General features: G+C 33.9%; 10 protein-coding genes. 8 read left to right on the top strand and 2 right to left on the bottom strand.

The window, feature by feature from the left end:
• Positions 1-388 precede the first annotated feature (388 nt).
• The 4 genes from Q0340_RS08440 (at position 389) to Q0340_RS08430 (ending at position 2080) form a co-directional block, all read left to right on the top strand.
• Positions 389-718, top strand: a complete 330-nt coding sequence (locus Q0340_RS08440) for a hypothetical protein (protein WP_298082948.1) — start codon at positions 389-391, stop codon at positions 716-718.
• Positions 719-809: 91 nt separating this feature from the next.
• The gene (locus Q0340_RS12370; RefSeq protein WP_363317262.1) at positions 810-1061 is read left to right on the top strand and encodes a DUF3969 family protein; all 252 of its coding nucleotides are present in this window, start codon (positions 810-812) and stop codon (positions 1059-1061) included.
• 447 nt (positions 1062-1508) lie between these two features.
• Positions 1509-1805, top strand: coding sequence for a type II toxin-antitoxin system RelE/ParE family toxin (locus tag Q0340_RS08435; RefSeq protein ID WP_298082947.1), 297 nt, complete (start codon positions 1509-1511; stop codon positions 1803-1805).
• Positions 1805-2080 carry an addiction module antidote protein gene (locus tag Q0340_RS08430; RefSeq protein WP_298082946.1) on the top strand — a complete coding sequence of 92 codons (276 nt, stop codon included), beginning with the start codon at positions 1805-1807 and terminating at the stop codon, positions 2078-2080. Before Q0340_RS08435 ends, Q0340_RS08430 begins: the two co-directional genes overlap by 1 nt.
• 46 nt (positions 2081-2126) lie before the next feature.
• On the opposite strand, the gene Q0340_RS08425 is transcribed toward Q0340_RS08430, so the two are convergent.
• Positions 2127-2747, bottom strand: coding sequence for a restriction endonuclease (locus Q0340_RS08425; protein WP_298082945.1), 621 nt, complete (start codon positions 2745-2747; stop codon positions 2127-2129).
• Positions 2740-2982: a TetR/AcrR family transcriptional regulator gene (locus Q0340_RS08420; RefSeq protein WP_298082944.1), complete on the bottom strand. Its 243-nt coding sequence runs from the start codon at positions 2980-2982 to the stop codon at positions 2740-2742. Before Q0340_RS08420 ends, Q0340_RS08425 begins: the two co-directional genes overlap by 8 nt.
• Before the next feature lie 294 nt (positions 2983-3276).
• Here Q0340_RS08420 and Q0340_RS08415 point away from each other — a divergent pair, with 294 nt between their 5' ends.
• From Q0340_RS08415 to Q0340_RS08400, 4 genes are all read left to right on the top strand, one after another.
• Positions 3277-3669, top strand: a complete 393-nt coding sequence (locus Q0340_RS08415; RefSeq protein WP_298082943.1) for a hypothetical protein — start codon at positions 3277-3279, stop codon at positions 3667-3669.
• A 77-nt stretch (positions 3670-3746) separates the two neighbouring features.
• The gene (locus Q0340_RS08410) at positions 3747-3971 is read left to right on the top strand and encodes a hypothetical protein (protein WP_298082942.1); all 225 of its coding nucleotides are present in this window, start codon (positions 3747-3749) and stop codon (positions 3969-3971) included.
• A 432-nt stretch (positions 3972-4403) separates the two neighbouring features.
• Positions 4404-4535 (top strand): hypothetical protein, encoded by a 132-nt coding sequence (locus Q0340_RS08405; protein WP_298082941.1) that lies wholly within the window; start codon positions 4404-4406, stop codon positions 4533-4535.
• A 10-nt stretch (positions 4536-4545) separates the two neighbouring features.
• Positions 4546-5356: hypothetical protein (locus Q0340_RS08400; RefSeq protein ID WP_298082940.1), on the top strand; the 811-nt coding region annotated here is incomplete at its 3' end.

The following is a 5356-nucleotide window of genomic DNA, read 5'->3' as shown; positions in this document are numbered from 1 at the left end:
TATCGCCTAAGCGGTAATAAGCCCGTCATCACATGCGACGGCTGGTATACAAACAAGGGAGATGACGATGCATTCGAAGTGGCAATCGAATATATCGCTAAGTATCGCGCTAGAAACGGAGATGATTTTATATATTATCCAGCCATTGGCCCCGGGCAGGTGCCCAAATGAAAATTTTAATTGGATTGTGTATAGGAAATTTCATAAAAGTATGAAGGGCGCGTTTAAGCAGGTCGAATTTGAATTCAGCGTAAAAAAAGAGGATTGGATAAGGCGTTAAATTTGGAAAGGAATAAGGAAAAACGCTATGAAATTTAAAATTTTAGAACCGAGGCTTTATGAAAGATAAGGATATGGTTATAGAAGCGCGAGGGCGAATGCGGCATTGATGGCTAAAATAGATATTTTATTAAATTTGATAAATTTTGCTAAAGATATGAGCGCGATAAAAAGCGACTTGGCAAAGATAGGCTTTAATAGCGAATCGGAACTTGTAACAATAACTAAAAATACCATTGCAAACATTTTAAATAGAGTCGTCGATAAAGAAATTTCATATGATCTCCTTGAGGAGTGGACAAATTTAATCGAGTGCCGCGAGGATATAGGATGTGAGGATGAAATTTTGCAAGAGATCATATTTGAGCTGGCAAACCCTTGCCTTTACGGAGAGATAGACGAGAGGAAGATTTGTATAATTTTAGATAAAATTAAATAGGGGTGGAGCGATTCAAATGATATTAGAGAAAAATATTGATATTGTGGGCGAAAGAGCTATTTTACTAATGGCGCTAGGCTCATTATAGGCATTGGAACACAAAGCGATTACCATAGATGAAAGCCAAAGAATTTTGTTTTCACCCTATATCTCAACGCATTTGGAAAAAAATAAGGTTAATGAACACATTATAGATATAATAATCGAATGCTGCGAATTAGAGGATATTTTTGAGCTAATTCCTACAAAATATATGGAAACTTTGCAAATATTGCAGAATAGAATAATAGAAATTTTAAAGCAATACGATGAAGAATCCAGAAAAAGGTGGATAATTATATGAAAAATAGTTTCCATAACCTCCGTCTTTGCAGTGAGCGAGCGGGTAAATAAAATTTTCTAAATGTTACGATAAGAAAGTCCGTATAAATTTAAATCTTTCACAATTCCTACTTAATATTATTGATAAGGTTAGCGGTATAATAAATCACAAATTTTAGACGAATCGGCAAATTCTACAATTTAAATAGTTTTATGTATATCTCTCGATAATTATTAATTTTAAGCCATCAGCTTGAAAATAAATTAGTAGATAAAATCCTCTGATTTAGATAAAACACATTTTTCTTATACCGCAATGAAGACAAGAGTAAAATTTTAAAGTCACGATGCTATGATATAAATTTAAAGATATTGGTTGCAGAGGGTGGATTTGAACCACCGACCTTCGGGTTATGAGGAATTCGTGCGGCTAAGTAGCCATTAAGCTACAAAAATATATAATGTTTTTATGGAAGTAAAATATACTAAGCATTTTGAAAAGTGGTTACGTTCTTTGTCTGATTATAAAGCTAAGGCTTTGGTTCTTAGGCGTATTGATAAGATTAAAAATAGTGGTCATTTTGGCGATTATAAATCCGTAACTAATGCTACTGATATATATGAGCTTAGAATTTTCGTTTCAGGCGGCATTAGAATTTATTTTACTTTCAAAGGCTATACGTTGATTATTTTGCTTTGTGGCGGCGACAAATCCACTCAAGCGCGTGATATTGAAAAAGCTAAGGAAATTTTAAAGGAGCTATGATGGAACTAAAAACTTTTGAATTGTCTGACTTTTTAGATAATGACGATGTAAGAAAAGAATATTTGAATCAAGTTTTAGCTGACGGCGATTTAGAGGAGCTTAAAAGAGCTCTTTTGTATATTTCAAAAAGCTATGGCGTTGAAAAAATAGCTAAAAAGGCTAATCTTAATAGAGAGAGTTTTTATAAAATTTTCAAACCGAACTCTAAGCCTAGATTTGAGACGATCTCTAAAATACTTCGTGCCTTTGATATGAATTTGAGTGTTTCGGCTTAATATTGTAGCTTCGAATTCAAAGCTTAAAGAGATTTAGTGCTAATATTTAATCAAACATAGGTATCGTTATATACTCTACCTCTGCTTGATTTTCCTTAACGTATAGCTCAACGGCTTTTTTAGTTTCCTCATTGGAAGTTATAAAAATTTTCCTTATTTTTCTATTTCTTAAGAATGTAGCGTTTTTATTTATGTATACGTGGCAGTCTCCTATAAAGGCTCTTATGTCTTTTTGTTCTATTGGGTATTTCCAGTTTTTACATTGTATTAGTATCGTTTCTTTATCTTTGTGGCATATTACGTCGATCCCATCATCTTTTTTGCCATTGTTTAATCCATTCATATAAATTTTATAACCCTCGTTTCTAAAATATTTTGCTATGTAAAGTTCATATTCTATACCTTTTTGTAGTTTGCTATGATACGTTTTCCGTGGGCTATTTTCTACTTTGATTTTCTCATAGGCTTCAAAAATGTCTCTTTGCTGCTCTCGGCTTTTGTCTTTCTCGCTATCGTAACATGTATCTTTCGGTATTAGGTCTTTTATAAATCCTATGGTATTTATTGTTTTTGACCCTGCCTTTCTTTTTGTCTTTCTCTCGCTTCTCAAGCTCTCTTTTAGCAAAAATACTATCACGAATAAAACTATAAATATTGCTTCATTCATTTGCTAGTTCTTTTTCTAACACTTTGATTTTTATTTTTGCGAGGAAATATTCTTGTTCTTGCTCTGAAAGTTTTAGAAAATATTTTTTCAATTCTTCGGATTTTGAAGTTTTTTCATTCTCTTTATAAAAATTTTCAATTATAAAATTATATAGTTTTGGTCGTTTTTTTTCCCAATTATATAGTGTTCTTAGCTCTATTTCTAGGGCGTTTGCAATTTCTTTTTTGTCAATCATCTTGAAAATACTTCAATATTTAATTAAAATTTAAGCATTATTTTGAAATAATTTCATTGCAAGTTAAAGAATTTCAATTTATGCTTTTGTTTATTATAGCAAAAACGCTTCTTGAAATTCAAATTCTCGCACTATGCCGCGACAGAGTAAAGATGTCTAGGGCTGAAGTTAGGCGGGAGTTCCACCCGAGCACGTGGTTAAACTACTTGGGGCGTCTAGTGAAAATAACTCTTCCTTCCGCCCCTTAAGGTTTAATTGAGTTACTTTTAACAAAATCTAAGTAAAGGAAGAGTTATGGACTATATTACGCAAGACTTCAAAGTCTCCTACGAACTTACAAAGGCTATCGCAAAAAGCGGCGCTAAAGGCGAGATGAACGGACGGGCTTATTCAAGCTCCGTAAAGCTTACTGCACGTAATCAATACGAGGAGGAAAACTCCGTAACGAATTGCGTCGATCTTAAGGAACAAGAACTCATAGTTAGAATTCTTTGCAAAGACGATCTAACTGCTGGGGTGCTTACCACAAAATTCAATCAATTTTTCAAGAATAAAGGTGTTTTAAAATTTAACGCCGGGCTTCCGTCTTTCAATAATGGCGCATATACGCTTACTACCGATGAGGACGACGCATACTGGATAAATTTCTTAAACAATATGGCTTCTGCTGCTTCTCCTAAGAAATAACAAGCTTTACAAAGCCGACCCGTGTGGTCGGCTTGATAAAGTCTGCGCGTGACTTAAATTTTTAAAAGGAGTTTGATATGCCTAAGTTGGAAAAACTTTCTGCTTTCAAATCTAAAGCTGTTGTTGCCGTTAGCATTGTTAGCTTAAGTGCTGTAAGTGCTATGGCTGATGTAACTATTGGTGCTGATGGTGCTGTATCTGGTTCTCTAGATAAAGGAACTTTTATGGGTATTGCTGGTGTTGTAGTTACGCTTCTAGGTGTTATTTTTGGAGTAAAACGCGGTCTTGCTCTTTTGCGTTAAGCTCTTTCCCTCTACCTTTTGGTGGAGGGATAAATTTCAAGGTTTTATTATGTATGACTTTATCGATTTAACTAAGCTTACGATTTTTATTAATAGCTTTATGGCTGTCGTTATAGTCTTTTTCGCTGCTGTTAAACAGGTAACCGTTGCTTTGGATATTTTTAAGAATTTGGACTAAATATGTATAAGCTTGATATATCTTTGGAGCAATACAATTTTTTAATGGGTTTGAGTGGCATTTTGTGTGCTTTTTTGCTTTGCTTGTTTGTTTTTTTAGTTTTGAGTAAGCTTTAATTTACGTTTAAAGTTTTCTCAAATTTAAAGATTAACGCGCGCCTCTTTTTATTTAGCTCGCTAAATAAAAAGTAGTGGCGCAATGCGTTAATCCCACGCCTCCAAGGCGTGTGTCGCGAAGCGTAGAAAGGAAGGGTTATGCAAATAGGCGTTTTTACCGTAACGGGCGTTTTGTCGTTTGATTATTTTTTCTCAATCATAGTGTGGTTTTTGCTTATATGCTTGCCTATATGCGGCGGTTTGATTTTATTCGCGAAAAAGGTTCTTTAAGGGGGATTTTATGCTTAATAAGTTTAAATTTATCCCCCTAATCCTCCTACTTGTAGCCACTCTTTCCAATGCCACAGAAATTGGTTGTGGCTATAATTTTATTCCCAAATATGGTGCTCCTATTAATGGGTCTATGTACAAAGAAGATGACTTTTATACTTATAAACTTGCTTTCGATAGAGAAAATGAGCTTTATATGTATAGATTTAGAAAAGATGGCTCGGATATAGAAGTTTACCATTATGTTAGAGTTCATAATAATTATGAAATATTTCTTTATAAGGAATTTTCTACACAGGTTTTTTATAAGTTTGCTTGTGCTCAAACTTTTCCTACCTTTATATATCCTTTAAAGAAGTTTGATTATAGCGATGATCCTAAAATTGCTAATGCTAGATTTATCGTTGATGTTTTCGCTTACGATAGTGATTTCGCTACGCAGCATTGTAAGCTCGGTTATGATCTTGCCAATCATAAGTGCGCCGATGATTGCGAGCATATAACCGATAGAGAGTTGCGTTTTAATTGCGCTTGTAATAAACAATTCCCGGGTTCAAAATATACGGGTGCTTTTTCTACCGATCCCGATGTTTGTAAAACTCCTAATATTACTTTTACTCCAAAATGTTGCTTTAGTTGTGGCAATGGAAATTCTATTGTCGTAAATGCCGCTAATGAATATGCCGATTATGGCTGCAATTACGATGAAATAGATCATTTATATTTGGACGATCCAAAAAAGCCTGATGATAATAAAACTAAACCTGATAATAACAATACTAAGCCCAATAAACCCAATAAGCCAAGTAATCCTGATGATA

The organism is uncultured Campylobacter sp., assembly GCF_938045595.1.
In the GTDB taxonomy this organism is placed as follows: domain Bacteria; phylum Campylobacterota; class Campylobacteria; order Campylobacterales; family Campylobacteraceae; genus Campylobacter_B.
Note: the sequence above shows the minus strand (reverse complement) of the source record. Positions and strands in the feature narration are given on the sequence as shown.

Coding starts and splice junctions, on each gene's coding strand:
- Q0340_RS08410 (WP_298082942.1), top strand. CDS start 3,747: ATGCCTAAGTTGGAAAAACTTTCTGCTTTCAAATCTAAAGCTGTTGTT.
- Q0340_RS08435 (WP_298082947.1), top strand. CDS start 1,509: ATGGAAGTAAAATATACTAAGCATTTTGAAAAGTGGTTACGTTCTTTG.
- Q0340_RS08420 (WP_298082944.1), bottom strand. CDS start 2,982: ATGATTGACAAAAAAGAAATTGCAAACGCCCTAGAAATAGAGCTAAGA.
- Q0340_RS08425 (WP_298082945.1), bottom strand. CDS start 2,747: ATGAATGAAGCAATATTTATAGTTTTATTCGTGATAGTATTTTTGCTA.
- Q0340_RS08405 (WP_298082941.1), top strand. CDS start 4,404: ATGCAAATAGGCGTTTTTACCGTAACGGGCGTTTTGTCGTTTGATTAT.
- Q0340_RS08430 (WP_298082946.1), top strand. CDS start 1,805: ATGGAACTAAAAACTTTTGAATTGTCTGACTTTTTAGATAATGACGAT.
- Q0340_RS08415 (WP_298082943.1), top strand. CDS start 3,277: ATGGACTATATTACGCAAGACTTCAAAGTCTCCTACGAACTTACAAAG.
- Q0340_RS08440 (WP_298082948.1), top strand. CDS start 389: ATGGCTAAAATAGATATTTTATTAAATTTGATAAATTTTGCTAAAGAT.